This window comes from Pseudoalteromonas sp. T1lg48, assembly GCF_002964785.1.
Taxonomy (GTDB): Bacteria; Pseudomonadota; Gammaproteobacteria; order Enterobacterales; family Alteromonadaceae; genus Pseudoalteromonas.
Map to the genome: position 1 here is coordinate 46,971 of NZ_PQCC01000023.1, position 25,620 is coordinate 72,590.

General features: G+C 49.8%; 24 protein-coding genes and 1 pseudogene. 5 read left to right on the plus strand and 20 right to left on the minus strand.

What is annotated here, in order from left to right:
• Positions 1-24 precede the first annotated feature (24 nt).
• From prpC to C2M29_RS15910, 3 genes are read right to left on the minus strand one after another with little or no spacing between them, the layout of a single operon-like run.
• The gene (gene prpC / locus C2M29_RS15900; protein WP_105190724.1) at positions 25-1,149 is read right to left on the minus strand and encodes a bifunctional 2-methylcitrate synthase/citrate synthase; all 1,125 of its coding nucleotides are present in this window, start codon (positions 1,147-1,149) and stop codon (positions 25-27) included.
• 35 nt (positions 1,150-1,184) lie between these two features.
• Positions 1,185-2,063: a methylisocitrate lyase gene (gene prpB, locus C2M29_RS15905; protein WP_105190725.1), complete on the minus strand. Its 879-nt coding sequence runs from the start codon at positions 2,061-2,063 to the stop codon at positions 1,185-1,187.
• A gap of 30 nt (positions 2,064-2,093) precedes the next feature.
• On the minus strand, positions 2,094-2,777 hold the full coding sequence (locus C2M29_RS15910; RefSeq protein WP_233998458.1) for a GntR family transcriptional regulator: 684 nt from the start codon (positions 2,775-2,777) through the stop codon (positions 2,094-2,096).
• Between the two features lie 241 nt (positions 2,778-3,018).
• Here C2M29_RS15910 and rsmF point away from each other — a divergent pair, with 241 nt between their 5' ends.
• Entirely contained in the window at positions 3,019-4,461 is a 1,443-nt protein-coding gene (rsmF, locus tag C2M29_RS15915) for a 16S rRNA (cytosine(1407)-C(5))-methyltransferase RsmF (RefSeq protein ID WP_105190726.1), read from the plus strand.
• A 317-nt stretch (positions 4,462-4,778) separates the two neighbouring features.
• Here the strand turns inward: rsmF and C2M29_RS15920 are convergent, their stop codons facing one another.
• The 14 genes from C2M29_RS15920 to yceD all read right to left on the minus strand — a co-directional run bounded on the left by C2M29_RS15920 (position 4,779) and on the right by yceD (position 16,507).
• On the minus strand, positions 4,779-6,620 hold the full coding sequence (locus C2M29_RS15920) for an alkaline phosphatase D family protein (protein WP_233998459.1): 1,842 nt from the start codon (positions 6,618-6,620) through the stop codon (positions 4,779-4,781).
• 20 nt (positions 6,621-6,640) lie between these two features.
• Complete coding sequence (locus C2M29_RS15925; RefSeq protein WP_105190728.1) at positions 6,641-7,420, minus strand: TatD family hydrolase; 780 nt, start codon at positions 7,418-7,420, stop codon at positions 6,641-6,643.
• Positions 7,421-7,454: 34 nt separating this feature from the next.
• Positions 7,455-7,781, minus strand: coding sequence for a PilZ domain-containing protein (locus C2M29_RS15930; protein ID WP_105190729.1), 327 nt, complete (start codon positions 7,779-7,781; stop codon positions 7,455-7,457).
• Between the two features lie 13 nt (positions 7,782-7,794).
• Positions 7,795-8,694 carry a DNA polymerase III subunit delta' gene (gene holB, locus C2M29_RS15935; RefSeq protein ID WP_105190730.1) on the minus strand — a complete coding sequence of 300 codons (900 nt, stop codon included), beginning with the start codon at positions 8,692-8,694 and terminating at the stop codon, positions 7,795-7,797.
• On the minus strand, positions 8,694-9,317 hold the full coding sequence (gene tmk / locus C2M29_RS15940; protein ID WP_105190731.1) for a dTMP kinase: 624 nt from the start codon (positions 9,315-9,317) through the stop codon (positions 8,694-8,696). The genes holB and tmk overlap by 1 nt, the downstream gene beginning before the upstream one ends.
• On the minus strand, positions 9,307-10,296 hold the full coding sequence (gene mltG / locus C2M29_RS15945) for an endolytic transglycosylase MltG (RefSeq protein WP_105190732.1): 990 nt from the start codon (positions 10,294-10,296) through the stop codon (positions 9,307-9,309). Before mltG ends, tmk begins: the two co-directional genes overlap by 11 nt.
• Positions 10,293-11,105 carry an aminodeoxychorismate lyase gene (gene pabC / locus C2M29_RS15950; RefSeq protein ID WP_105190733.1) on the minus strand — a complete coding sequence of 271 codons (813 nt, stop codon included), beginning with the start codon at positions 11,103-11,105 and terminating at the stop codon, positions 10,293-10,295. The genes mltG and pabC overlap by 4 nt, the downstream gene beginning before the upstream one ends.
• Positions 11,106-11,187: 82 nt before the next feature.
• Positions 11,188-12,426, minus strand: a complete 1,239-nt coding sequence (gene fabF / locus C2M29_RS15955; protein ID WP_105190734.1) for a beta-ketoacyl-ACP synthase II — start codon at positions 12,424-12,426, stop codon at positions 11,188-11,190.
• A gap of 84 nt (positions 12,427-12,510) precedes the next feature.
• On the minus strand, positions 12,511-12,747 hold the full coding sequence (acpP, locus tag C2M29_RS15960) for an acyl carrier protein (protein ID WP_010374019.1): 237 nt from the start codon (positions 12,745-12,747) through the stop codon (positions 12,511-12,513).
• A gap of 243 nt (positions 12,748-12,990) precedes the next feature.
• Entirely contained in the window at positions 12,991-13,737 is a 747-nt protein-coding gene (gene fabG, locus C2M29_RS15965; RefSeq protein ID WP_105190735.1) for a 3-oxoacyl-ACP reductase FabG, read from the minus strand.
• 12 nt (positions 13,738-13,749) lie between these two features.
• Positions 13,750-14,676 (minus strand): ACP S-malonyltransferase, encoded by a 927-nt coding sequence (gene fabD / locus C2M29_RS15970; RefSeq protein WP_105190736.1) that lies wholly within the window; start codon positions 14,674-14,676, stop codon positions 13,750-13,752.
• Positions 14,677-14,743: 67 nt separating this feature from the next.
• The gene (gene plsX / locus C2M29_RS15975; RefSeq protein WP_105190737.1) at positions 14,744-15,790 is read right to left on the minus strand and encodes a phosphate acyltransferase PlsX; all 1,047 of its coding nucleotides are present in this window, start codon (positions 15,788-15,790) and stop codon (positions 14,744-14,746) included.
• An 11-nt stretch (positions 15,791-15,801) separates the two neighbouring features.
• Complete coding sequence (gene rpmF, locus C2M29_RS15980; protein WP_105190738.1) at positions 15,802-15,972, minus strand: 50S ribosomal protein L32; 171 nt, start codon at positions 15,970-15,972, stop codon at positions 15,802-15,804.
• A 10-nt stretch (positions 15,973-15,982) separates the two neighbouring features.
• On the minus strand, positions 15,983-16,507 hold the full coding sequence (yceD, locus tag C2M29_RS15985) for a 23S rRNA accumulation protein YceD (protein WP_105190739.1): 525 nt from the start codon (positions 16,505-16,507) through the stop codon (positions 15,983-15,985).
• 120 nt (positions 16,508-16,627) lie between these two features.
• Between yceD and C2M29_RS15990 the strand changes: the two genes are divergently transcribed.
• Complete coding sequence (locus tag C2M29_RS15990; protein WP_105190740.1) at positions 16,628-17,215, plus strand: Maf family protein; 588 nt, start codon at positions 16,628-16,630, stop codon at positions 17,213-17,215.
• 15 nt (positions 17,216-17,230) lie between these two features.
• On the opposite strand, the gene C2M29_RS15995 is transcribed toward C2M29_RS15990, so the two are convergent.
• On the minus strand, positions 17,231-17,881 hold the full coding sequence (locus C2M29_RS15995; RefSeq protein WP_325050612.1) for an HAD-IA family hydrolase: 651 nt from the start codon (positions 17,879-17,881) through the stop codon (positions 17,231-17,233).
• A pseudogene (rluC, locus tag C2M29_RS16000) lies at positions 17,865-18,826 on the minus strand (23S rRNA pseudouridine(955/2504/2580) synthase RluC). The gene C2M29_RS15995 and the pseudogene rluC overlap by 17 nt, the downstream one beginning before the upstream one ends.
• Before the next feature lie 634 nt (positions 18,827-19,460).
• On the opposite strand from rluC, the gene rne reads away from it, so the two are divergent.
• Positions 19,461-22,724, plus strand: a complete 3,264-nt coding sequence (gene rne, locus C2M29_RS16010) for a ribonuclease E (protein WP_105190742.1) — start codon at positions 19,461-19,463, stop codon at positions 22,722-22,724.
• A gap of 109 nt (positions 22,725-22,833) precedes the next feature.
• Here the strand turns inward: rne and yejK are convergent, their stop codons facing one another.
• Positions 22,834-23,841: a nucleoid-associated protein YejK gene (yejK, locus tag C2M29_RS16015; protein WP_105190743.1), complete on the minus strand. Its 1,008-nt coding sequence runs from the start codon at positions 23,839-23,841 to the stop codon at positions 22,834-22,836.
• Between the two features lie 64 nt (positions 23,842-23,905).
• On the opposite strand from yejK, the gene C2M29_RS16020 reads away from it, so the two are divergent.
• Together C2M29_RS16020 and C2M29_RS16025 are read left to right on the plus strand one after the other, a co-directional pair.
• The gene (locus C2M29_RS16020) at positions 23,906-24,118 is read left to right on the plus strand and encodes a DUF1414 domain-containing protein (RefSeq protein WP_105190744.1); all 213 of its coding nucleotides are present in this window, start codon (positions 23,906-23,908) and stop codon (positions 24,116-24,118) included.
• A 4-nt stretch (positions 24,119-24,122) separates the two neighbouring features.
• Entirely contained in the window at positions 24,123-25,613 is a 1,491-nt protein-coding gene (locus C2M29_RS16025; protein ID WP_105190745.1) for a DUF3413 domain-containing protein, read from the plus strand.
• The last annotated feature ends 7 nt before the right edge of the window (positions 25,614-25,620 follow it).

Below are 25,620 nucleotides of genomic sequence, written 5' to 3' on the forward strand. Positions count from 1 at the left end.
CAGGCAAGGTGGCTAAACCGTGGTTTAGCGCTCGCTTAGCTCAGGCACTGGACGCGCTTCTGGGCCGATATAACCCGCACTTGGGCGGATAATACGGTTGTTAGCGCGCTGCTCTTTCACGTGTGCGGTCCAGCCCGTTACGCGACTCATTACAAAGATAGGCGTAAACAACTTGGTTGGAATGCCCATAAAGTGATAGGCCGACGCGTGGAAGAAATCGGCATTACAGAATAGCTTCTTCTCGCGCCACATCACTTCTTCACAACGTACAGACACAGGGTAAAGCACATCATCGCCTACCTCTTGGGCCAAACGCTCTGACCATTTTTTGATGATCACATTACGTGGATCGCTTTCGCGGTAAATCGCATGACCGAAGCCCATGATTTTTTCTTTACGCTCAAGCATGCCCATCAGTTCCTGCTCGGCTTCATCGGCATTGCTGAAACGCTCAATCAGTTCCATCGCTGCTTCGTTAGCACCACCGTGCAATGGACCACGCAGTGAACCGATAGCACCGGTTACACATGAATGAATGTCAGACAGGGTTGACGCACATACACGGGCGGTGAAGGTTGAAGCGTTAAACTCGTGCTCTGCATAGAGAATCAAAGACACATTCATCACATCGGCAAACAACTGCGACGGGGCTTTGTCATGCAACAGATGCAGGAAGTGCGCGCCCACCGAATCGTCATCGGTTTCAACTTCGATGCGCACGCCATCGTGGCTGAAGCGATACCAGTAACAAATAATGCTTGGGAAGATGGCAACCATGCGGTCGATGGCGTCATTGGCCTGGTCGAAGTCGGTTTCCATTTCCAGGTTACCCAGCATAGAACAGCCGGTACGCATCACGTCCATTGGGTGGGCATCTTTTGGAATGGCTTCAAGCACGGTTTTAAGTGCCGCCGGTAGGCCGCGCAATGATTTAAGTTTGGCTTTGTATTCAACCAGCTCACCCGCGGTAGGTAGCTCGCCGCGCGAAAGTAAAAAGGCCACTTCTTCGAACTGTACTTTATCCGCCAGTTCACTGATGTCGTAACCACAATAGGTTAGGCCCGAACCTGTTTTACCTACCGTACAAAGGGCTGTTTGACCCGCTTCTTGACCGCGCAGACCGGCGCCACCTAATGCTTTATCTACCATAATAATTCTCCTGAATTTTTCCTGTTGAAACTCGGTTACTTATTCTTGCCTTCGGCAAAAAGGGCATCGAGTTTTTGTTCGTATTCGTGATAGCCAAGATAATCGTATAGCTCCATACGAGTTTGCATGGTGTCTATTACGGCTTTTTGATCGCCGTTCGCTAGAATCGATTTGTACACATTTTCTGCCGCCTTATTCATGGCACGGAATGCCGACAATGGGTAAAGCACCATGTCCACGCCCCACTCGCCTAGCTCTTTGCAGTTCCACAATTCGGTTTTACCGAACTCGGTGATGTTGGCCAGAATTGGCACGTCTAACGCGTCGGCAAAGGCGCGGTAATGCTCTTCGGTTTGTACCGCTTCGGCAAAGATACCGTCGGCACCGGCGGCCACATAGGCTTTTGCACGTTCAATAGCGGCTTCCAGGCCTTCTTGGGCAAATGAGTCGGTACGGGCCATGATGAAGAAATCTGGGTCGGTACGGGCATCCACCGCCGCTTTAATACGGTCGACCATTTCCTCGACGGGAACGATTTCTTTATTTGGACGGTGTCCACAACGCTTTTGCGCCACCTGATCTTCGATGTGCACCGCGGCGGCACCGGCTTTTTCCATATCGCGGATGGTCTTGGCAATGTTAAATGCACCGCCCCAACCCGTATCGATATCCACCATCAAGGGTAGATCACAGGCCGAGGTAATGCGCTGTACATCGGCAATCACATCGTTCAATGAGGTCATGCCTAAGTCGGGCAGGCCGTATGAGGCGTTGGCCACGCCACCACCGGACAGGTAAATGGCCTGGTGGCCTAGTTGTTTGGCCATCATGGCACAGTAAGCATTAATAGTGCCGACAATCTGCAATGGCTGATTGGCTGTTAATGCGTCTCTAAATTTTTTTCCTGCGGACATTGTAAACTCCTGCTCTTTGAACGGTTGCGGTTATTGCGCCGCGTTAAATTTGTTTTCTATGTTATTCATTGAATAGCTGATATGTCGCTTCATCAGCATCTCGGCCAGTTCGCCATCACGATTTTCAATGGCGTTAATAATAGCCAAATGCTCGTCGAATGCCTTGGAAACTCGAGGGCCCGTCATCCCCATTTGCACTCGGTACATGCGGATAAGCTGATATAAATCGTGATACAGCAAATTAAATAGGTGCTCGTTTTTCGAGCCCTTAATGATGCGGTAGTGAAAATCCAGGTCGCCGGCCTCTTGATAATAGGACTCCCCTTCTTTCACTCGTTGCTCATTAAGGTGCTTGTTTAACAAGGCTTTAATATTGGCAATTTCCTCGTCGGTCATGTTCTGTGCGGCAAGCCGACAGGCCAAACCCTCGAGGGCGGCACGCACCTGATACACCTCGATAAGACGCTCCGGCGTCAAGGCCACCACGCGACAACCCACATTGGCTTTGCGTTCAACCAGGTTGCAGGCTTCTAAGCGGTTCAGGGCATCGCGCAGGGTGGCGCGCGATACACCATAGCGTTTTGCCAATTCGGGCTCGGAAATTTTCGACCCCTGTGCCACGTCTCCCTCAACGATGGCGCGGCGCAGCTCCACAAAAACTTGGTCTACTGCGGTTGTCACCTGGTTTTGCGGTTCTATTGATTCATTAGTCACGGATTGATTGCTCACGCCTTTCTCAAATTGTCGACAATCTTGGCACCTACTATGGGAGAGGTTGGGGATATTGTCAACCGTAGCCAGCCCATATTGTCGACATAAATTCTATTTATACCTGCTAAGATTAGTGCTTTGTGTGGAATTGAAACAAAAATGTCGACACTTTAAAAACATCGGCATTCACTATGGTGATGCGATACACTATGGCCAGATTATTTGCCCGTCATTGTCCATATCTATGAACATCAATACCTATATCCCCGAAGCTTTTATTGATGATGTTAAAAGCTATTTGCCTGAACACCTTGAACTAGAAGACTTTATCAACGCCTGCCAAACCCCGCTTAAAAGAGCGGTGCGAGTTAATACGTTAAAGATGTCGACCGAGGAGTTTGAGCAAATATGTAACCAGCGCCGTTGGCATATCACCCCGGTGCCTTGGTGTGAAGAGGGTTATTGGCTAACCCGTCCAGAGCAAGAAGAAGAGTCCCTGCCTTTGGGCAGAACCGATTTGCACTTAAGTGGCTGCATCTATGTACAAGAGGCCAGCTCCATGCTGCCACCTACCGCCTTGAAAGAAGCTTTAGGCGAAGCCCATACGGTACTGGATATGGCTGCGGCCCCAGGCAGTAAAACCTCACAATTGGTGGCCATGCTCAACAATGAGGGCTTTTTAGTTGCCAATGAATATTCATCGTCACGGCTCAAGGCTCTCAGTGCGACGCTTAAACGCATCGGCGCCCATAATGTTGGGCTCACGCATTTTGATGGCGCCGTGTTTGGCGATTATATGCCGGAGATGTTCGACGCCATCTTATTGGATGCACCCTGCTCTGGTGAGGGCACGGTAAGGAAGGATGCAGATGCGTTAAAAAATTGGTCTTTGCAATCGAATATCGATATAAGCGAGGTACAAAAGTCGCTGATAAAAAGCGCTTTCCATGCCCTTAAAGTGGGTGGCACCCTGGTCTACTCTACCTGCACACTGACCCCGGTAGAAAACCAGGCCGTGTGCCAGTACCTGCTCGACGAGTTTGCCGGCTTAATTGAAGTAGAGCCGCTGAATGATTTATTTACCGATGCAGAAAAAGCGGCAACAAAGGAAGGCTATCTGCACATCTGGCCACAGATATTCGACAGCGAAGGCTTCTTTATTGCCAAGTTTAAAAAAACCGGTGCCAGAGCGGTCAGCGAGCCGAAATGCAAAAAAGGCGCTTTCCCGTTTACCCCAATGCCAGCAAAGCAGCAGCAAGAGTTTATGCAGTACCTTAAAAAGCAGTTCGGTATTAAGAGCTTACCCGGTGCCCTGCATATCCGCGATAAAGAGGTATGGTTGTTCCCAAGTGTGGAAAGTGAGCATTTATTAGAGGCGGTAAAATACTCCCGCATCGGTATTTTGATCGGCACCACACACAAAAATGGCGTGCGCCTAGAGCACGAGTTTGGCAGTTGCCTAGGGAAACTTGCCAATAAAAATGTCGTTGACTTATCCGCTGAGCAAGGCGCCGATTACTTTAATGGTAAGGATGTGCGCCTCAGCGAGCCAAGTGCGGCTCAAGGCGAGGTGATCATCCGCTTAAATGGGGCCAGCGTCGGTTTGGGTAAGTGGCAAAAGAATAAAATTAAGAACTCCCTCGCCAGAGATTTGGTCTTGGATGGACGGTTAATAACTTGGGAATAACTTGGGTATAAAAGCAGCAAAAATCAGCCTGTTTTTTTTACACTTTTTCACAAAACATTATAACTAACTGTTTTTAAATTAAATTTAATCGTTCAGATTTATTTCACTTTTTGCAGCGCGTTAACTACAATTAAGAAGACTTTCGCTTCTCCCGTATGAATGTGAACAGTTTATTTAGTTAGCGCACGGCTCATCAAGAGCCATTCCCCTATGCCCAGGACAATGCGGATTCGTCCTGGGCGTTTTTTATTCTCCATCTAAATTTTTACGTTAAATATCAATCTATTGTGAAAAGGTTTTGTGACTTTTTAGTATCATTAATCGAGTTCATACTCGGTGCAACTGCCATCACTGTGCAGCAGCCGATAACGACTTAGATCACCCTGCTCGAGCTCAATCAAACTGATCGCCGCCTGACTGACCAAATGTTTTTGTGGCCCAGTAGTGGTATCGTGCTTAGCGACCTTCATCTGCCAACGTTTGGTAAACATATTCAAGGGGCTGCGCGGCGAATATAAAATGGAATCGAGTTTGTCCAACACGTTAATCAGTTTGCGGGGAAACTCATTTTTAATGCCACTGGCGGTTAGTTGCCAGATACGATTATCACGCTCGCCAAAGCGTGCTTTGACGGAAAAGCAGAAGGAATAATGCACATCGCCTGAAAGAATAATGGTTTCTTCCGGTGTTTCCATACGCCTAAAGATATCCAGTAACTTTTTCGCCGAGCCCTCATGGGCCATCCAGTTTTCACAATCTACCATCAATGGCTTACCGCACAGGGTAAACAGCGCCTGTATCGCCTCAATGGACTTAACCCCAAACACCGGCGCAGGGGAAACCAGCAAGACCTTGTCGCAGCCTTCCAGGGTACTCTCTAGCTCTAATAGTCGCTCCCAGTCCAACAGCCCGGATGGCTCATTAAAGTCCTGCTCGTTACGCCACCTATGAGTGCGGGTATCAAGCACCACCACCTTGGGCACGGTTGGCAACTCATAATGCCAGTAGTCGTATTGTAGCAGGGGTTTATACAAGGTCTTAAGCCGCCAGTGCCCCCCTGCAAACGCGCGATTAAGCAAGGAGAAAAATGGCCAGTCCTGGTTAGCATCCGTATTGCCCCAGCCCTGAAACAGGGCGTAGGCCAACATGGCATTACAGATAATGCCGCGGCTGGCGCCATGGGTATACACCGCCTGCTCCCAATTAGCGGTGAGGTTCCAATCATCGGTGACGTCATGATCGTCGAAAATCATTAAGGTGCTGGTGTGCGCCAACAACCGCGCCACCTGCCCTTGGCTGGCGGCAAATTTACGCAAATGCTCGCGCTCGGCACTAAACACTCCCTGCTGGGGATGCTCGGCGGCGAGCTCTAGCCGGGCAAAGTCGACCAGTTGCCAACTTGCGGCGCTAAAACTCAACAAATACAGCGCAATAAATTCTTCGAAATGGATTAAATGGTTGGCACTTTTAATGCTGCTAAAGTGGGGCTCGTCTTTGCGCAGCCAATGGCCGCTGTGCCACTTTGACAGTTTTTGCCAAGGCGTTTTCGGCAGCAACTCGGCGCGCCGATAGAGCTCATCGACCACCTGCTCGCTAGAGGCTAACAAGGGCGTGGATTCAGTGTAAATGCCCAGCTTGGCAATCAACTGATGAATAGCCAGTAACATGGGGCCGGCCACATCATCGGCATACACCTGATCGCCAGAGAGCAACAACAACTGCGGACGCTGTACCTCATTTTCTTGCGCTAGGGAGCGCGCCAGCAATTCATCTGCCTGCACCAGGGCATCGTCACTGTAATGATGGGGATTGCGACAAGAACCATGGAGCACTGAGTGTAATTGCTGAGGTATTAATAACGTCGGGCTGGCGTGACCGGGGTAGCAAAGCCCCCTCAAATCGATACGCTCGAGACCATCAAACAACTCATAGGCAATGGCAACGTCAGTAGCAAAGGTGCCTTTGCTTGGCGTAAGGGTCAGGCTGTAAAGGTACAAGTACTCGCCAAGGCGACACATATCTACCCGCTGATACAGCTCGACACCATCAAGCTCTAATCTTGGGTTGATCGCCTTAGAGGTAGCCAGTTGCAGGCGAATAAGCTCGGGCTCGGTGCGACGCAGCAAAGGGCCAAGCAGCAGCAGAGGAAGTTCTGTCACAATATTGGCCCCATCAATCCTTAGCGCCTGTTAATACCGTTAAATAAACGATAGAAGTTATCCGTGGTAGCGTTCGCCAGCTCTTTATAGCTCACCCCTTTGAGGTCGGCAATAAAGTAGGCCACATCCTGTACATAGGCGGGTTGGTTGGTTTTACCGCGATGCGGCACCGGTGCCAAATAGGGTGAGTCGGTTTCAATCAGCAAGCGCTCCAGGGGCACCTGCTTAACCACCTCACGCAACTGTTCGGCATTACGGAAGGTGACGATACCTGAGATGGAAATATAAAAACCCAGATCCATGGCCTGTTTCGCCATGTCCAGGTCTTCGGTGAAGCAATGCAGCACCCCACCACAACGTTCGGCATTATGCTCGCGCATCAAATTAATGGTGTCGGCTTTTGCATCTCGGGTATGAATAATCAGCGGTTTATTCAGCTCATTGGCCACCTGAATATGGCCGACAAAACTCTCTTGCTGGACCTGCTTGGTGTCACCACTGTAGTAGTAATCCAGCCCGGTTTCACCAATGGCAACCACCTTGTCATGCACCGCCAAACGGCGCAGCAGTTCGATATCTAAAGCGTCTTTCTGATCTAACGGGTGCACCCCGCAAGAGGCGGAAACATCGTCAAAGGCAGCAATTTTTTCCAACATCTGCGGAAACTGCTGCAAGGTTACGCTGACACATAAAAAGTGTTCTACATCCTTGGCGCGAGCCTGAGCTAATACACTCGGCAAATCCTCGCCGAGTTTATCGAAGTCCAACCTGTCTAGGTGGCAGTGGGAATCTACAATCATGAGTTACTGCAATGTGAATGTAAGGCCGAAGGCCTTACATGGTGTATGTGGGGTGGCCGGAGTTTAACAAAGTCCCGAGCATCTTTTCGATTTTGTCACGCAGGTGCACTTTGTCGTCAATAAAACCGATGCCAATACCTGGCGGGTTTGAGCTTTGCGCGCCGATTGGGGTCACCCACACTACCTTGCCCGTCACCACCTCTTCTTCGAGGGAGTCGGGTAAGCTCACGCGCAACGCCAAAGACTGCCCCATTTCATAGCTCATGTTTGTGCGTACAAACAAACCACCGGTTTTTAGATAAGGCATATAACAACGATATAATTCATCCAGATCGTCTAATTCTACAAGTAGCTCTTGCACAACGGCTCCTTTGTTATCCTAATTCTTGTTTTAACACACGCAACAGCTGTGCCAGTGCTAAAGTCATATTAAGTCCTGGGGTCTGCGTTACCTGTTCACTAAAGTGTTGTAACTGCCTATAACAGCGTTCAAAAGCCGCAAAGGGCAACCCCTGCTGGGACCTGTGTAATAGAAACTGGCTTACGAACAGCCTAAAGATAGCAATATATTGTGAGTTTTGCGTCAAAATATCAACCAGCTTTTGTTCGTTAACCGCTAATTGCTGCTCATACAGCGCTTGGTATAAGCTTTGGATTTGCCCAAGCTCGTCGTTTTCTTGCCATTGGCGCAACAACAAGGGCTGATTCTTAAAGTGTACCGCAAACGGCTGAGCCATGGCATCAGTGGCATACTGATGCAACCAGGCATCCAGTTCGCTACCGTCCTGCACCGAAATCTGCTGTTTGGCACAACGGCTTAAAATGGTGGCCGACAAATTGGCGGTGCCTGGGCTGAGCAACCACAAGTAACAATGGTTATTGGGTTCTTCCAAGGTTTTGAGCAAAGCATTACTGGCGGCCACGGTCATACGCTGGGCATTAGGAATAATTACGCATTTGGCGCCGCCTTGCTGGGCACTGTGTTGGACAAAGTCACTGATAGCACGGATGGCATCGACACCTATGCTGCTGCCCTCACCACTGAGCATCAGTAAATCAGGATGGGTTCCCGCGGCGATTAGCTTGCAGCCCTTGCATTGACCACAAGGATGCATCTGCTCGGCCTGCTCACACAATAAGGCCTTACATAACTGCTCAGCCAATGCGCCTTTACCCACGCCCTCGGCGCCATAGAGCAAATGGGCGTGGTGCAATCGCCCTTGCTGCTGTTGTTGGGCATATTGTTGCTGAACAGCGCTAAGCCAGGGGTACATTATTGCCCCGCTATAAAGGGTAAAAGCACGTCGGCCAAGGCCTGATGCACTTGCTCCATGCTTTGGCTGGCGTCGATAATATGAATACTGTCATCCGCCTGCGCCAAAGCCAAATAGCGCTCTCGCGTGCGCACAAAAAAAGACAGGTCTTCTTGCTCAATGCGGTCCAACTCACCGCGACCACGGGCTCGCTCAAGGCCTAGGGCCGGGTCGATATCCAAATAAAGAGTTAAATCCGGGCGCAGCCCGTCCAGGACATAATTGCCAAGAAAACGCATCACGTCGGCATCGACCTGTCTGCCTCCTCCCTGATAGGCCTGAGATGAAAGATCGTGGCGATCGCCAAGCACCCAGGTTCCTTGGGCCAGCGCCGGGCGGATCACATTTTCCACCAATTGAGAGCGCGCCGCATACATCAGAAGTAATTCGGTTTGGGTGCTGATCTGCTCATCCTGACATTCTTTTACCACCGCCCGTAATTGCTCCGCCACCGGAGTGCCACCTGGCTCTCTCGTGGTAATAAAGTCAATTGCTGCGGTTGTTAATAGCTCGGCACAGACCTTCATGGCGGTGGACTTACCACTGCCCTCCAGGCCCTCGATCACAATAAACTTAGCTGTCATTTGCTCTTCTTAACTGATACTGGCGCACTGCACGATTATGATCCGCCAGTTGCTTGGAAAATTGATGGCTGCCATCGCCCTTGGCGACAAAATAATAGTAGTCCGACTGAGCCGGCTGCACCGCCGCCAACAAGGCTTTGCGCGAGGGCATGGCGATAGGCGTCGGTGGCAGACCATCGATACGATAGGTATTGTATGGTGTAGTCTGACGCAAATGGGCGCGGGTAATGTTGCCATCGAAATCGGGGCCGATACCGTAGATCACCGTAGGATCCGTTTGCAACCGCATCCCCTTGTTTAGACGGTTTACAAACACCGATGCAATGAGTGGGCGCTCGCCGGCAACCCCGGTTTCCTTTTCAATAATAGACGCCAAGATCAAGGCCTCATAAGGGCTCTTAAGCGGTGTGTTATCGTCACGCTGCTGCCAGATTTCGGCCAATTGCAATTCCATCTTGTTATAGGCCCGCAATAGGATCTGCTCGGCATCCTCATGGGCATGATAATGATAGGTATCGGGAAATAACTTGCCTTCGAAGCGCTCATCCAAAGGCTGTTCAATAAAGCTGTCGCCCCATTGCAACGGCGTGTCTACGTATTCGGCTTGGGCCAACCGCGCCAGCACCTGACGTAAGTTGTCGCCCTCAATAATGGTAAAGTTAAACTCATGCTCAAGACCCTGACTGATCTGCCTAAAGGCGCCCAATGCGGTACCCGGCACCAACTGATACACGCCAGCTTTTAAATCGGTAAGGCTGGGGTCAAGCTTGGCGAGCACCTGCAGCGGCCAGCACTCGTCGACCCATTGCTTACTCTGCCACTGACGGCATAACTGGTTAAACCCAGTGCCACTGGGAATTTCCACCAACTGAGTGTGGCCAATATTGAAGGGCGCCTGCATGGCTTGGCGCAACTGGTAGTATCCAGCCGCAGTAAGTACTAACGCCAGTAACACAACACTGGCTATGACCCTTATCATACCTTGATCCCTTGTTTTACTAACAGGCTATGCGCTACATCGAGATTGTAATCATGGTGGGCGATGCGGGTAATGGGCACCAGCTCCATCAGGCTATTACAACAAAACACCGCATCCATCGACAATACCTGGGCCAAATTAAGCTGACAACTGATTATTGGCAGGCGTTGTTTTAGATGCGTTAAATAAACCCCCTGCACCCCGGCCTGATCTAAGCTTGGGGTATACCACTGCCCTTGCTTATACATCAGCAAATTGGCACTGGAGGTTTCAATCACCTTGTCTGTGGTATCCAGCACCAGCAAGTCATCACTGCTCTGCTGTGCCGCTTCTTGCTTTATAAAGACCTGTTCGAGACGATTGAGGGTTTTCAAACCGGCTAACAAGGGCTGTTGGGCCAACCGTGTTTTGGCGACCGATAGGCTAAGCCCTTTTTGCGCTAATCCCTGATATGCCTCTGGATACGGCAACAGGCTGAGCACGCGTGTGGGCTGTCCATCGCTGGGTGGTGCATATCCTCGCCCGCCACTGCCTCGGGTATAAAGCACCTTAAGTACCGCCGGCCCTTCTGAGGTAGCTTGATGGAAGCCGAGCAATTGCGCCACATCCTGCTCAAGGGCATCAAAATCCAATTCCCCAAAACCCAAGCGCCGGGCACATTCACTTAAACGAGCACGATGCAGCGGCCACAATTGTACCTTGGCGTCTGCCACTTTGGCCGTGGTAAAGAAGCCATCGCCGTAGTTTAAACCGCGGTCATTAATATCGATCAGATGCCCCGGCTGGCCATTTATAATAGTTTTAGTCATAAAAAAAGCTCGGTCATAACCGAGCTTATGTTACCAGCTTAGTCCCAACTTGGTCTACGCTGGTAGGCAGTTGATTTCACTGTTAGATCTTTTTAAATAACAGCGAGCCGTTGGTACCACCGAAACCAAACGAGTTACAAAGCGCATAGTCTAGCTTTACATCACGCGCGGTGTGGGCAATGTAATCAAGATCACAGCCTTCGTCCGGGTTATCCAGGTTGATGGTTGGCGATACTTTTTGGTCTTGCAGTGACAATACGGTGATGATTGATTCTACCGAACCGGCAGCACCCAGTAAGTGACCCATCATAGACTTAGACGAGCCCACCATCACTTTGTCGGCAGCGGCACCGAAGATGCTCTTAACCGCACTGGTTTCTGCCTTATCGCCCGCTGGCGTTGAGGTACCGTGAGCATTAATGTAACCCACTTGCTCGGCATTGATACCCGCATCTTTAATGGCATTGGCCATAGCAAGTGCTGCACCGGCGCCGTCTTCAGGCGGCGAGGTCATGTGATAGGCATCACCACTCATACCAAAACCAACAAGTTCGGCGTAAATTTTCGCACCACGGGCCTTGGCATGCTCATACTCTTCAAGTACTACGACACCGGCACCGTCTGACAGTACAAAACCGTCACGGTCTTTATCCCAAGGGCGTGACGCCGCTTGCGGATCATCGTTACGCGTTGACAAGGCACGTGCCGCGCTAAAGCCACCCATGCCCATAGGCGTAGAAGCCTTCTCTGCACCACCGGCAACCATGGCATCCGCGTCACCGTAGGCGATCATGCGTGCCGCATGGCCGATGTTGTGCAGGCCGGTTGTACAGGCGGTAACGATAGAAATGTTCGGTCCACGCAGGCCCTTCATTATAGAAAGGTGGCCTGAGATCATATTGATGATGGTTGACGGCACATAAAATGGCGACAACTTGCGCGGCCCAACATTTAAAAGTTTTTCATGGTTTTCTTCGATCAGTGTCAAGCCACCGATCCCTGAGCCCACAGCAACACCAATACGTTCGGCGTTGGCGTCAGTGACTTCCAAGCCAGAATCGTCCAGCGCTTGTAAACCTGCAGCGATACCGTACTGGATAAATAAATCCATTTTCTTGGCATCTTTCTTCGCCATGTATGCTTCGGCATCAAAATCTTTGATTAAACCAGCAAATTTGGTCCCGAAATCTGTTGTATCGAAATGGGTAATAGCACCAATGCCACTTTGTCCATTCAATAAGCCCTGCCAGGTTGACGCTACATCATTACCCAGCGGCGTAAGCATACCTAAGCCAGTAACTACGACTCGACGTTTAGCCACGGTGTCCTCCAAAAAGGGAATAAAAGATGGGGGTCTCAGATAGACTAAGGGCAGCGGATGCTGCCCTTAAAAGAAATGCGTGGATTACTCAGCGTGAGCTGTAACGTAATCGATAGCAGCTTGAACTGTAGTGATCTTCTCAGCTTCTTCGTCTGGGATCTCAGTGTCAAATTCTTCTTCTAGCGCCATTACTAGCTCAACAGTATCAAGAGAGTCCGCACCTAGATCATCAACGAAAGACGCTTCAGACTTTACTTCTTCTTCTTTAACACCTAGTTGCTCAACGATGATTTTCTTTACGCGTTCTTGGATGTCGCTCATTCTTCTTTCCTTTATTTAAACGCTACTGCGTTATTTTTTCAGATTGCGGCGTAGTTTACGCAGCATATTTGTCTGATTCAAGGATTTGCCCAGAGTTTTTTGTCTGGTCAAACCTCTATGAATATAAAGTTGCACTTTTATCGCCCATTTTCACGGCGATTTCAAGTATGTTTAAAGCAAGATCACAAAAACTTCAATCTTTTTAGTCGAGTTTTTGCGACCTTTCTTGGCTCAGCTTGAGCCTTAAACCATGTACATTGCGCCGTTAACGTGCAGAGTTTCGCCGGAAACGTACGCTGCCGCGTCAGATGCCAAATAGCACACAGCCGCTGCAATTTCATTTGGCTGACCAAGGCGACCGGCAGGCACATTGGCAAGTGTTGCCGCCTTTTGCTCTTCGGTAAGCTCGTCGGTCATATCGGTTTGGATAAAGCCAGGCGCCACCACGTTTACTGTGATACCACGTGACGCCACTTCACGGGCCAACGACTTAGAAAAACCAATTACACCCGCTTTAGCGGCGGCATAGTTGGCTTGACCGGCGTTACCCATGGTGCCCACAACCGAACCTATGTTGATGATACGGCCCGATTTTTTCTTCATCATAGGACGTAAGACCGCTTTTGACAGACGGAAGATGGACGTTAGGTTAGTGTCGATAATATCCTGCCATTCGTCATCTTTCATGCGCATTAGCAGATTATCGCGGGTGATACCGGCATTATTTACCAATACATCAATGTCGCCCAAGTCTGCTTTAATCGCCGCCAGAGTCGCTTCGATTGATTCGGCATCGGTTACATTCAACTTGTAACCTTTACCGTTGTCACCAAGGTAGGCAGAGATCTTCTCAGCACCACCGTCGCTGGTCGCCGTGCCGGCAACCTTTGCGCCCTGCGCTACTAATTGCTCGGCAACCGCTTTACCAATACCACGGCTTGCACCTGTTACTAGGACTACCTTGCCCTCTAGGGAAAATAAATTTGCCATTTTTGTTCTCTTTTATTTAGCTGCGTCTACGCTGGCACTGTCATTAACAGCGCTGCAAGCAACAGATTTATCAATTCGTTTTACCAGGCCCGTTAGAACCTTACCCGGACCAAATTCAAAGGCCTGAGTCACACCCATTTTAGCAATAGCTTGTACTGTTTCAGTCCAGCGAACTGGGCTATAAAGCTGACGAACCAAGGCATCTTTGATGGCTTCAACGTCCTGCTCGGCGGCCACATCAACGTTGTTGATCACCGTGTATTGAGGCGCGTTTAATGCCAATGCATCAAGGTCACCCTTGAGCTGCTCAGCCGCTGGCTTCATTAGCTCGCAGTGAGAAGGTACGCTTACCGCAAGAGGCAATGCACGCTTAGCACCGGCTTCTTTACAGGCTTCGCTAGCGCGATCGACGGCTTCTTTATTACCCGCAATCACCACTTGACCCGGTGAGTTGTAGTTCACCGGAGCCACTACCTGGCCCTGCGCGCTGTCGGCACAGGCTTTAGCGATAACATCGTCGTCTAGACCAATGATGGCCGCCATTGAACCAACACCCGCTGGCACGGCTTGCTGCATATATTGACCACGTTTTTCAACTAGCTTAACACCATCGGCCAAGCTCATTACACCGGCACATACCAGCGCCGAGTACTCACCTAGGCTATGACCGGCCAGTACCACTTCTTGCTCTGGCGCAGTTTGTTGCCAATGACGGAAAATAGCCACAGATGAACACAGTAATGCAGGCTGCGTACGGTGTGTTTGATTTAGCTCTTCCTCGGGACCATTTAGCACAAGTGCTGCTAAGTCATAGCCAAGGGCCTCAGATGCTTCAGCAAAGGTGGCTTTAACTACTTCAGACTCGCTCAGTAGCTCAGATAACATGCCAACGCTTTGTGAGCCTTGACCAGGGAATAATATTGCGATTTTTTCAGACATATGCTGCTCTTTTCGTATTGTTTTAGCGATGTTCGCGAATTTTGGCAGGCATTAATGAGGAGGGAGTTTACGAGTTTTCAGAGCTCGTATTGGGCGTTGGCTCGTTCTCAGCGAAGGCCGCTTGAATTTTCTCGGGCAACTGCCGTTGTACTTCCTTAACAGCCTCATTAATTGCCGCTAGAAATGCACTTGCCGATGCATTTCCATGACTTTTAACCACTATACCGCGCAATCCTACCAAAGATGCGCCGTTATACTGGTCGGGGTTCACCTTTTTATAGATCTTTTTTATGACAGGCATAAGTAATAGCGCCAAACCGCGATAAAGCAAATGCTTTTTCAAGGCCTTAGTCATCTTATGCATGATCAGTTTTGCAATTCCTTCACAGGTTTTCAGTGCCACATTACCGACAAAGCCTTCGCAGACAATCACGTCGGCCTTACCACTGAAAATATCACTGCCCTCACTGTAACCGGTGTAATTAATGGTATTACAGCGCGTCATCAACTGAGCTGCCTCTTTGATACCCTCATGACCCTTAATGTCTTCGGAGCCGATATTGAGCAAGCTGACCTTAGGGTGTTCAATGTCTTGCACCTCGCGCGCCACCACAGCACCCATGATCCCAAATTGATACAGGGTATGGGCATCGCAATGAACATTGGCGCCAAGATCCAATAAGTAAACGGGTCGCTTGGTTTCGGTAGGCACCGAGGAGATCAACGCCGGGCGTTTGATGCCTGGCAGCATTTTCAGTACATAATGGGCAATGGCGAATAACGCCCCGGTATTACCCGAGCTCACACAGGCCTGGGCTTCCCCGGATTTAACCAAATCAAGGGCCACACGCATAGAGGCATCTTTTTTATTACGCAACGCGTACGCGGGTTCATCGGCATTGGTGACGATTTGCGTACAATGTTTGATTTTCAAGCGTGGGTGTTGCAGCGCGTCTAAACGGGAAAGCTGCTCTTGAATTAGCGTTTCATTACCACAGAGGATCAGGGTAAGTGCCGGATGAAGGTGGACCGCTTCGACTGCGGCTGGGATAGATGAACGGGGGCCGTAATCGCCCCCCATCATATCTAACGCAATGGTTAGACTGCGTTGCATAAAGCAATCTCTTACTTAGAAATTACTTTAACGCCTTTGTAGTAGCCGTCTGCAGTGATGTGGTGACGACGGTGAGTTTCACCAGTCACTTTATCAACTGTTAGAGCTGGACCACTGATCGCATCGTGTGAACGACGCATACCACGTCTTGCACGAGACTTCTTGCTTTTTTGTACCGCCATTAGCCTTCTCCTAAGAATCTTTCTTAAGTTGTTTCAAAATTTCAAATGGATTTGGTTTTTCATCTTCTTCGTCGATTTTACCAAAGCTTTTTTGTTGCTCTGAGTAACGACAAGATGCTTCGTCATGCATAGGCACGATAGGAATGGCCAAAATCAACTCATCTTCAACTAACTGTCGAAGGTTGACTTCTCCGTTCTCATCTAGCTCCACAACATCGTAGTAATCAGGGAGATGATCTGACTCTGCACCCATGCCAACCGGCGTATACGCAAAGTCTTGTTCCAAATCCAACCCAAACTCTTCATTACAACGCTGACAAATAAGGGTTGCTCGGGCCTTTAAAGAACCACTTAGCACAGTTAAACCTTGTTCATCCTGCTTGCAATGAATTTGTACCGCTACTTCACCACTTTTATCCAGCACAACTTGCTCGAATCGAGAAAGTTCTTCAAACATCACCACGCCATCATAACTTAGCTGACGTTGTGCTGCCCTGCCCGGATCAAGGGTGACGGGAATCTTCACCTTTTGCATAGGGGCTGCATCATATAGATAGTTATCATTAGAGTCAAAATAAAATTCGACTTTCCTTTTGTTTTTCGCCCGATTGCGCCGTATTCTAGAGCCGATATTCAGCAATTCGATGATCGGGCAATGAAAACAGCTTTTATCTTAGCCTCAAGTTCACCTTTTAGGCAGCAATTATTAAAAAAAATTATCCCTGAGTTTGACCATTTTGCACCCGAGATTGACGAGTCGGCTAAAGCCGGCGAACAACCGGAGCAACTGGTGCGCCGCCTGGCACTGGAAAAAGCGCAAACCGCCCGCAACCTTTATGATAACGGGCTTGTTATTGGCTCAGATCAAGTGGCATTGCATGGCGGCGACATCTTGGGTAAACCTCATACCGCGGCCAAGGCCGAAGCACAGCTGGCTCGTTTTAGCGGCGAGAAAGTGACTTTTTTAACCTCTTTAGCGCTGTTAGATATAGAAACCGGCAAAAATGAGGTGATAGTCGAACCCTTTGAGGTCCATTTTCGCGACCTAAGCACCGAGCAAATCGCCCTCTATGTGGCCAAAGAACAACCGCTAAATTGCGCCGGTAGTTTTAAAAGCGAGGGATTGGGGATTTGTCTTTTTGAAGCACTGAAAGGCGACGATCCTAACGCCCTGGTCGGTCTGCCACTGTTGCGCCTTAATCAGATGCTGTTAAAGTGGGGCATAGACCCATTGGCGCTTTAGAGCGCCAATGAATAGCTAAAATAACGCCAGTAACTCGGTGTAACTGTTTACCGTTGCTCTGGGGTTGAATAATGCCAATTCATCCTTGCTGTGCACACCAAAGGTTACACCTATGCTATCGACCGCGGCATTGGCTGCCAACTGCATATCGATTTGCGTATCCCCTATCATCACCGCCTGATGAGACGACAGTTGATAAAAATCAAGGATCTGCTCAAGCATCTGCGGGTGAGGTTTGGATTTAGCCTCACAGGCGGTTCGGGTTATATCAAAAAAGTGCCCCAAACCGGTTTCCCCCAGTAATCTATCTAAACCCTTACGGCTTTTGCCGGTCGCCACCGCCAGTGAGTACCCCTTTTGTTTGAGCGCGCTAAGCGTGCTTTCAACATCATTAAACAGTGGTGTCGGCGTAGTGTCGACGGCGATATAATGGTGCTTATACTGCTCCTCAAGCGCCTGATGGAACTCACTGTGCTCGGGAAACAGGGTGGCCACCGCGGTATCCAGGCTCAGGCCGATAATATTTTTGGCGCTAATGGGATCGGGCTCGGGCACACTGAGCGAACGGGCCGCGCTTTGCAGTGTCGCCACTATTTTCGGCACCGAATTCATAATGGTGCCGTCCCAATCGAAAATTAGCAGTTCTTTATTAGGTATTTTGCTCACGTAAGCGTCCTAAACAATGTTCCAACGCCGCATCTAAAGGCGCTTCCAATGCCATTGTGGTTTCGTTTTTAGGGTGGAAAAAACGCAGTTCGCGGGCATGCAAGAATAAACGGTTTAATCCCTGGGCACGCATTTGCGCATCAAAGGCCTGATCACCATATTTATCATCGCAGGCGATTGGGTGACCCTTACATTGGGTATGCACGCGGATTTGGTGCGTACGTCCGGTCACTGGCGAAGCCTGTACCAATGAACAGTTCTCAAAACGCTCTAGAACGCGAAAACGGGTGTGTGACGCTTTACCGCGCTCATGATCAACGCGCACCACGCGCTCCCCAGATTGCAATGTGTTTTTATTCAAGGGTTCGTTTACGTTACGTACCTTGGCATCCCACTGCCCGGCTACCAAGGCCCAATAATTCTTTTCCATGGTTTTTTCGCGCAGTTGCTCATGCAAGGACTTCAAGACCGAGCGCTTTTTCGAGATCAATAGACAGCCGGAGGTATCACGGTCAAGACGATGCACCAACTCCAGGGTTTTGTCATTGGGCCGCAGTGCCCGCAATGCCTCAATAAGACCAAAACTCAGGCCGCTGCCGCCATGCACCGCCATACCAGCGGGCTTGTTGATAACGATCAGGTACTTATCTTCAAATAAGATGGCATCTCTAACTTGCTTACCTTATCCAGGTTGGTGGGTATCGGCTGTTCGGTGCGTTCGGCGATTTTAATGGGTGGGATACGTATCATGTCGCCGCTTTGCAATTTATACACAGGCTTAACGCGTTTTTTGTTCACCCGCACCTCGCCCTTGCGCAAAATACGGTATACCGCACTTTTTGGCACCCCTTTGAGTTTGGTTATCAGAAAGTTATCAATGCGTTGTCCGCTGTAGTCTTCATCAACGGTTACAAAGCAAACCTGGGTGCCAATTGTCTCTTTCATTACCTAATCACTGATTTGAGTCATAATATTAGTTGCTTCTGCAGCGGTTTTAGTGGGATAATCACCCTTGTAAAACCTGTGCATAACACAAGATTTTACATCACCTTTGGTTTTGACCAAAACTTGCGTGCAACACATTCTGGGAATGGCGATCATACAGATTCGAGCTCGTATTTCCACAGCTTTATCACCCAGAAACCACGTGACTGCAGTGACAAACAATGCGCGTAATAGATTGTTTGCTTGGCTGCGACCGCAAGTGGTGATTGGCCCAATTGGGCATAACAGGAAACGAATAATAGAACATTAGGTCTTTTGCGCGCGGTTTCAGAGATAAAATGAACGCAAGCGAAGGTCCTGTAATTAAACAAAATCATAATGCTATCGACCACCATTTGGTGTATCGGTAAACGACTATTACCTTGTTGCGCCGCCTGTCAGCGAATTGCTGACGGCATTAAACAAAGATGTGGTGTAGTGGCCCTGATTACTGCCAAACCACCGCCAAGGTAAATTAAAAACGTTAAGCTTTTTCGTTAAAAGCCCAGTCGTGAGACTGCACCTAAGACACAAGAAGAGCGCCGAATGACCCAAGTTAGGTCGGGCACTATGTACAGAATTTAAGAGTAACAATATGAAACGCATGCTAATCAATGCGACGCAGCAAGAAGAAATGCGCGTAGCACTGGTTGATGGCCAGCGCCTGTACGATCTAGATATCGAAAGCCCTGGACACGAACAAAAAAAAGCAAACATCTACAAGGGTAAAATTACCCGTATCGAACCTTCTCTTGAAGCCGCCTTTGTTGACTACGGCGCCGAACGCCACGGTTTCTTACCACTAAAAGAAATTGCCCGTACTTACTTCCCTAGCGGTTATACCTTCAGCGGTCGTCCTAATATCAAGGATGTGATCCGTGAAGGTCAGGAAGTCATTGTCCAGGTTGATAAAGAAGAACGCGGCCAAAAAGGCGCGGCACTGACCACCTTTATCAGCGTTGCCGGTAGCTACCTGGTATTAATGCCAAATAACCCTCGTGCCGGTGGTATTTCACGCCGTATCGAAGGGGATGAGCGTGCCGAACTGAAAGAAGCACTTAGTCGCCTGGACCTGCCTAAGGGCATGGGCCTGATCGTCCGTACCGCCGGTGTGGGTAAATCATACGAAGAGCTTGAGTACGATCTAAAAGCCCTGCTTGTTCATTGGCAAGCGATTAAAGACGCGGCCGACAGCGGCAAGGCGCCTTTCTTAATTCATCAGGAAAGTAACGTTATTTTCCGTGCTATCCGCGACTATCTACGTCGGGATATCGGTGAAATCCTGATCGATAAACCACGCGTTTTCGAAGAAGCGAAAGCGCATATAGAGCGTTTCCGTCCGGACTTTATGAATCGCGTAAAGCTGTATCAAAACGATGTACCGCTATTTACGCACTATCAGATTGAAAGCCAAATCGAGTCTGCCTTCCAGCGCGAAGTGCGCCTGCCTTCTGGCGGTTCAATCGTGATTGACCCGACGGAAGCCCTTACCTCTATCGATATCAACTCGTCAAAAGCGACCAAGGGTAGCGATATCGAGGAAACGGCACTTAACACCAATTTAGAAGCGGCCGACGAAATCGCCCGCCAGTTACGCTTACGTGACCTAGGTGGTCTGATTGTTATCGACTTTATCGATATGACACCGCCGCGCCATCAGCGTGAAGTAGAAAACCGCCTGAAAGATGCCGCGCGCCAAGACCGTGCCCGTGTACAAATCGGTAAGATTTCTCGCTTTGGCCTATTGGAAATGTCACGTCAACGTTTGCGCCCTTCATTAGGTGAAGCGAGCCAAGGCAGCTGTCCACGTTGTAGTGGCCAGGGCACCATTCGTTCAAATGAATCAATTGCCCTGTCTATCCTTCGCTTAATCGAAGAAGAAGCAATCAAAGACAATACCGCTCAGGTTAACGCTCAGGTTCCGGTTGCCGTTGGCGCCTACCTGCTGAACGAAAAACGCCGTAGCGTCCAGCGCATCGAAAAACGTCATAATTGCGATGTGGTGATCATTCCAAATCAACATATGGAAACACCGCATTACGAAGTGGTACGTCTGCGTAAAGACGAAACTCTTGAAACGGCAAGCTACGAGCAAATCATTGAGCCAGAGCCGGAAGCAATCGAATACTCTCGTGCGCCTACTTCACCACAACGTGAAGAGCCGGTGCTTAAGGGTGTGCTAATGCCACAAGAACCAGCCCCAGTGGCTCAGCCTAAGGCAGCCGCCACTAAGGCCCAGGTTTCTGCGCAACAAGGTCTGCTTGCGCGCATCGGCAAATGGCTCAAAGATCTATTCGGCGGCGAAGAGCAAGCCGAACAAGATAAGAAGTCGGGCAAAGAAGAGCAAAAAGAGCGTCGTTCTGGTGAGCGTCGTCGCAATAACCAACGTCGTCGCGGCAATCAGTCGCGTAACCGTGGCAAAGGACAGCAAAAAGCCAGCGATAAGCCAGAAGCGCCAAAGAGCGAAGGCACTGAGCAAAATCGCAGCGAAGAGCGCGGCGGTCAACGCGGTGGCGAACGCAGCGGTGAGCGTGGTGACAATCGCAATACGGACAACCGCAATAAACGCCGTCGTTCGCAAAATCGTCGTCGCGACAACCGTAACGAGGACGCTGAAACGCTTAAAGACACCAATGTTGAAGCCAAAGAAGAGCAACAACAAGAGCAGGAGCAGCAACCTAAGCAGCGCCGTCAGCGCCGTAACCTACGCAAGAAGGTACGCGTGCCAAATAAAGCACAGGCAGAGCAAGCACTAGCGACCGAAGCTGCGGCCAATGTGGTTGAGCCTGCTATGGATGCAAAAGAGCAGCACGCCACGCCGGTTGTTGAAGCACCACAAGCATCGCCAGCGCAAGAACCGTTAGCAGATACTGCTCCAGTAGCTGAATCTCAAGTCGAAAAGGCATCGCCGAAGGCTGAGCCAAAAGCCACTGCTCAGGCAGATAAAGTACACGCCGAGAAGCAAGAAGGTGAAGAGCAAGCCGAGAGCGAAAAAGAAGGTCGCACTCGCACCCGTCGTTCACCGCGTCATCTGCGCGCCGCCGGTCAACGCCGTCGCCGTGAAAAGCAAGAAGGCGAAAGTGATAAGGCTGCCTTTGTTCCGGTCGCCGATCAGGCCATGGCGGAAGAAGCCAAACCAGATGTAACGCCTGTAGAGCGTTCAGCCGAGTCAACTGAACAACCGTCGGCGGAGCAAGCCGCTGTCGAAGTTGCACCGGTATCAAGCCAGGAGCCGAAGCAAGAAGCCCAGGAGCCAGAGGCAGATAACGCCGAAAAGGTTACAGAAACCGTTGAGCCACAAGCCTCTGACGCCGTAAGCGAGACCGAAGTGGTTGCAGAAACACCTGTTGCCGCAAGCGAAGAGCCGTTGGAACAAGCCGCTGCCGAGCAAAACGATGTAGAACAAGAAGCTAGTGCCGACACTGAAGTTGAAGCCGAACCAGTCGTTGAAACGACCGCTGAACCAAAGGATGACACAGTTTCTGAAACGGTTGTGGAAACACCTGTTGTAGAAAATGTCGAGCCAACTGGTGAACCTGCCGATGAACCTGTCGATGAACCGGCTGTTGAAGTTGAAGCCGAAGCCGCTACGCCAAAAGCCGAGACCGCTGTGAAGGCCGTCATCGCCATTGGTCATGCCAGTGCTCCTATGACGCAGCCAGAAACCAAGGCTCTGCAACCTCTAAGCGAATTGCCACAGCCTATGCCTGCCGAGCAGCGTGCCGCGGTTGTTAACAGTGGCTTGAAGCCAGGATCTGTTGCGCCGGTAAGCCATGCTCACTGTGGTGCAGCGACACCAAAAGCACCAAAAATGCCAGCGGAGCCAGTACCAGAAGTGGCTCAGGCAAGTGCCGAGTAAACTAAGGTAAGATAAAAAAGCCGCTGATATCAGCGGCTTTTTTATGTCTTCTACAACAGGGCGCCGCACTGTTAAGCGACAGCTCTAGGTCAAGGCGCAGGATTCTTCTCTACTCTTTACCCAACTGTTCAAGTTGATCTTTTAGATTCGGCGGAACGCCCTTAATAGTCAGTGTGTCATTAACCGGATCGTAAATAACCCTCTCACCCAGGTGCTTGCGCTCAAACCCGACACTCACGCCCCCGCCCATGCCTGAAAGCTTTACCATGCCCGTCACTGTTTTCTTATCGACGGGGAAGGACTCGGCCAAATCATAATTTTGCTGTTGATAGAAATCGTTGAAGCTGTTTTCGTCATCCTTGCTAATGGCCTTACCGATTTCATCGATTTGCGCATCTTCACCACTGCTTAGACGGTCGTTACAATAATCAAAGACCTCGCGACGACGCTCGTCTTTTTCAGCCTTGTCTAAACCTTGCTCGCTTAAGTAGTCTTCAACGGCGTTCAGCATGGAGCGGCTTTGTTGTTTCGGGTCTATGCCCTCTTCGCAACCCAAAAAGTCTAAGAAGAAATCGGCAACCTTGCGCCCGGCTCGCCCCTTAATAAAAGAGATATAACGGTTATCGTCCGCTTGGGTGTCCCACGCCGCCAAGTCGATGCGCGCCGCAAGTTGCATGCGGGTAATATCCAGGTGACGAGACGACGCCAGATCAAGCTCAGAGGTAATGCTGTAATGCTCTTTAATATTGATTAGGGCAATTAAAATATAATCAACCGCGACATACTGATAGTGGCAAAACACCAGGTAGCCGGTTTCATTAAAGGCATATTTATCAAGCTCTTCTTTTAATACCGTGGCGGCCTGCTCGGTAACTTGCCAAAAGCCAAGTTCATGATTTCGGTAGCTTTGCATGGCACTCGCTACGACGCTGCTTTTGTCCGCACTGAAGGCACAAAAACCTTTGCCGGGCTTGCCGTTATAGGCGTGATGTAACTGCTCAATAAACACATTAACACGCTCATTGATGGGCATTTCGTCATTGCGCAAGTGAATTTGGGTATTATCGCCATCTTTATCGACGTAATGTACAACCAGCTTCTTAACCTCAGTGGTCATCTTTGTTTTTCACTCCTACGGTGTTAAAATACAAGGACATATATAAATCAGTAATGAACCACCGATGCCAGCGTTATCCAAATATACCAATGAAGAAGTAGAACAACTTGTCGACCAGCTTGTCGCTGTGCTTGCCGAAAAAAAGGCACCGGTTGATTTAAGCCTGATGTGTCTGGGCAATACTATCACGCATATTATTAAAGAGCATGTGCCCGAGGCAAAAAGAGCCGCCGTAGCGCAAAACTTTGCCAATGCCCTGACGGATTCGTTGAAGTAACCCAATGAACCTGACAACGCAAAATCAATTTTCTTCTCGAGTCAGTCAGTTACTCGCATGGGGCCACTGGTTTACCCTGGCTAATATTGGTCTTGCGTTGTTGCTCAGCCTTGCCTATTTATTTGCCGATGCGCCACCTAATACAGCTATCGGCACCTTCTATATGGTGGTGACTTGGTTAAGTCACACTGCCTTTATTACCTTTTTAGCCTTTGTGCTGACCATTTTTCCTCTGTCCCTGGTCTTCCCCTACCCCCGGCATATTCGCGGCATGGCCTCGGTGCTGGCCACTGTGGGTATGACGTTGTTGGCGGTGGATGCGTTTGTTTACTACAACCTGGGTTATCACCTCAATTACAGTGCCCTGGGCGAGATTTTATCGCTTTTTTGGCGCAATGTGAGTAACACCCCGGCACTATCAACGCTATTGGTCAGCGCCTTGGTGATGCTCATTTTAGCCTATCAACTTATCGTCAGTAATTATGCCTGGCATCACCTGGGCGATCTGAAACGCTTGCGTATTGGTCGCACCATTACCAGTACCTTGGTGGTGTGTTTTGCCCTAAGCCACAGTATCCATATTTGGGCCGATGCCGAGCTAGAGTTTGATATCACCAAGCAAGATAATATGCTGCCGCTGTCTTACCCGACTACGGCAAAATCCTTGCTGGCCAAAAATGATTTACTCGATCTTAAACGTTACGAGCAAGAACGTTCGGTCAATGTTAACGCGCCGAATGTCAGCTTTGTGATGCCGGCGCAACTGCCTAGCTGTACCCTGCCCTCAGACGCTGCTGCGGTCGACATTCGCTTATTTAGCACCAAGGATGAATTAACCCGTTTTATTGACGCAAATCCGGCTCTGAAGCGGGTCGCCCCCATTTTACACCCGACCGACAATGACGACACGATTTTCAATGCCCTGTACGGGCTACCCAGCTATTATCGCCAAAGCATGCGTAAGGATCATATCGATCCACTGTGGCGCCGCCCGCCTGTGACATTGCAAACAAGTTTGTCGCAGTTTGACTTTATCCACGACGATACCGACGCCTTGGTAAACGTCACGCTCGATGAACACGAAGCGGTAAAAGACACGCATATCGTCTTTGCCTTTACCCTTGCTAGCGAAGGCAAAGAGCGCGTCACTACCATTAACCAGCTGTGGAGTAACGACGCGCGTCTGCATGGCTTAGACCATATCGTCCAGCCCCAGGACATTCTTGCCACCGTGCTTGCCGAGCATTGGCAATGTCCGGAGCTCGGAGCCAGCGCACTAATTGCCAATAACATGCTCAGCAATGGCGCCAAGCCCAATATCAATTACTCGCAAGGGGTCTTTATCGCCCTACGCAAAGACCGTATTACCCTGTTAAGTAGCGATGGCAGCTATAAGCATATTTCCGCCAGCGAAGGTTTTAGTGTTGATCAAGAGCTTAATGTGCCGTATTTGATTCAGGGTCTTAAGCAGCTGAAACGCTTTAACGCCCAATAAGCGGGGG

Bases quoted from the DNA above. Each gene is read 5' to 3' on its own strand.
- prpC (WP_105190724.1), bottom strand. From the start codon at position 1,149: ATGGTAGATAAAGCATTAGGTGGCGCCGGTCTGCGCGGTCAAGAAGCG.
- prpB (WP_105190725.1), bottom strand. From the start codon at position 2,063: ATGTCCGCAGGAAAAAAATTTAGAGACGCATTAACAGCCAATCAGCCA.
- rsmF (WP_105190726.1), top strand. From the start codon at position 3,019: ATGAACATCAATACCTATATCCCCGAAGCTTTTATTGATGATGTTAAA.
- C2M29_RS15925 (WP_105190728.1), bottom strand. From the start codon at position 7,420: ATGATTGTAGATTCCCACTGCCACCTAGACAGGTTGGACTTCGATAAA.
- holB (WP_105190730.1), bottom strand. From the start codon at position 8,694: ATGTACCCCTGGCTTAGCGCTGTTCAGCAACAATATGCCCAACAACAG.
- tmk (WP_105190731.1), bottom strand. From the start codon at position 9,317: ATGACAGCTAAGTTTATTGTGATCGAGGGCCTGGAGGGCAGTGGTAAG.
- mltG (WP_105190732.1), bottom strand. From the start codon at position 10,296: ATGATAAGGGTCATAGCCAGTGTTGTGTTACTGGCGTTAGTACTTACT.
- pabC (WP_105190733.1), bottom strand. From the start codon at position 11,105: ATGACTAAAACTATTATAAATGGCCAGCCGGGGCATCTGATCGATATT.
- acpP (WP_010374019.1), bottom strand. From the start codon at position 12,747: ATGAGCGACATCCAAGAACGCGTAAAGAAAATCATCGTTGAGCAACTA.
- fabG (WP_105190735.1), bottom strand. From the start codon at position 13,737: ATGGCAAATTTATTTTCCCTAGAGGGCAAGGTAGTCCTAGTAACAGGT.
- fabD (WP_105190736.1), bottom strand. From the start codon at position 14,676: ATGTCTGAAAAAATCGCAATATTATTCCCTGGTCAAGGCTCACAAAGC.
- plsX (WP_105190737.1), bottom strand. From the start codon at position 15,790: ATGCAACGCAGTCTAACCATTGCGTTAGATATGATGGGGGGCGATTAC.
- rpmF (WP_105190738.1), bottom strand. From the start codon at position 15,972: ATGGCGGTACAAAAAAGCAAGAAGTCTCGTGCAAGACGTGGTATGCGT.
- yceD (WP_105190739.1), bottom strand. From the start codon at position 16,507: ATGCAAAAGGTGAAGATTCCCGTCACCCTTGATCCGGGCAGGGCAGCA.
- C2M29_RS15990 (WP_105190740.1), top strand. From the start codon at position 16,628: ATGAAAACAGCTTTTATCTTAGCCTCAAGTTCACCTTTTAGGCAGCAA.
- rne (WP_105190742.1), top strand. From the start codon at position 19,461: ATGAAACGCATGCTAATCAATGCGACGCAGCAAGAAGAAATGCGCGTA.
- yejK (WP_105190743.1), bottom strand. From the start codon at position 23,841: ATGACCACTGAGGTTAAGAAGCTGGTTGTACATTACGTCGATAAAGAT.
- C2M29_RS16020 (WP_105190744.1), top strand. From the start codon at position 23,906: ATGCCAGCGTTATCCAAATATACCAATGAAGAAGTAGAACAACTTGTC.
- C2M29_RS16025 (WP_105190745.1), top strand. From the start codon at position 24,123: ATGAACCTGACAACGCAAAATCAATTTTCTTCTCGAGTCAGTCAGTTA.